Origin of the sequence: Cellulophaga sp. BC115SP (assembly GCF_009905545.1) — a bacterium.
Lineage (GTDB): Bacteria > Bacteroidota > Bacteroidia > Cytophagales > Spirosomataceae > Flectobacillus > Flectobacillus rivi.
On record NZ_JAAALB010000164.1, the window covers coordinates 1 to 839 of the forward strand.

General features: G+C 46.5%; 1 protein-coding gene. It reads left to right on the forward strand.

Translation table 11 applies throughout. The features are described from left to right. Positions 1-839 (forward strand): DUF11 domain-containing protein (locus GVN22_RS27440; RefSeq protein ID WP_166554177.1); only part of this gene is annotated, 839 nt, incomplete at both ends.

The window sequence follows — 839 nt, forward strand, 5'->3', positions numbered from 1 at the left end:
AATAGCGGAACGACAAGTACCTTTGGAACAACTGTGGTGAGTGATACCTTGGCTACGGGATTGAGTTTTGTATCAGGTTCAGGTTCAGGATGGAGTTGTAGTAGTAGTACGCTAGCAGGTGGTAGAGTGTTGGTAAGTTGTACAACGACGACAGGTATCGCAGCAGGTGGTAGTAGCTCATTGAACTTGACAGTGGTAAGCTCAGTGACGGGTACGGTAGTGAACAAAGCATGGGTAAGTGGTGGTGGAGACATCGTAGCCAAACGCCCATCGAATCCAGTAACGACAGTAATCAATGAACCAGCGAAACCAAACTTGGTGATAGCAAAAGCAGGACCATCGTCAGTAACCGTGGGTAGCAATTTTGATTATACCTTAACAGTAAGTAATAATGGTACAGCAGGTACCAGTGGTTTGATTACCGTAACAGACAATTTACCAACAGGCATAGCCTTTGTAGGTTCAAGTAGTGCAGGTAGCGTTTGGAGTTGTAGTGCGAGTGGTCAGTTGGTGACTTGTACGAGCAGTGCATCCATCATTGTGAATGCCAACTCAAACATCATCTTGACGGTACAGGCAGTAAGTGCGGCGAGCTCACCAGCCATCAACACAGCTTATGTGAGTGGTGGTGGAGACCCAAGTACGACACCAAAACCATCAAATCCAGTAACGACAACGATTAACCCAACACCGAAACCAAGTATTTCGATTGTGAAGTCAGGTCCAGTAACGGCGACAGTAGGCACGAATTTCAACTATACCTTGACGGTAAACAACACCGGAAATGCAGCGACGAGTGGTACGATAACAGTAACGGATGTTTTGGCGACGAACTTACA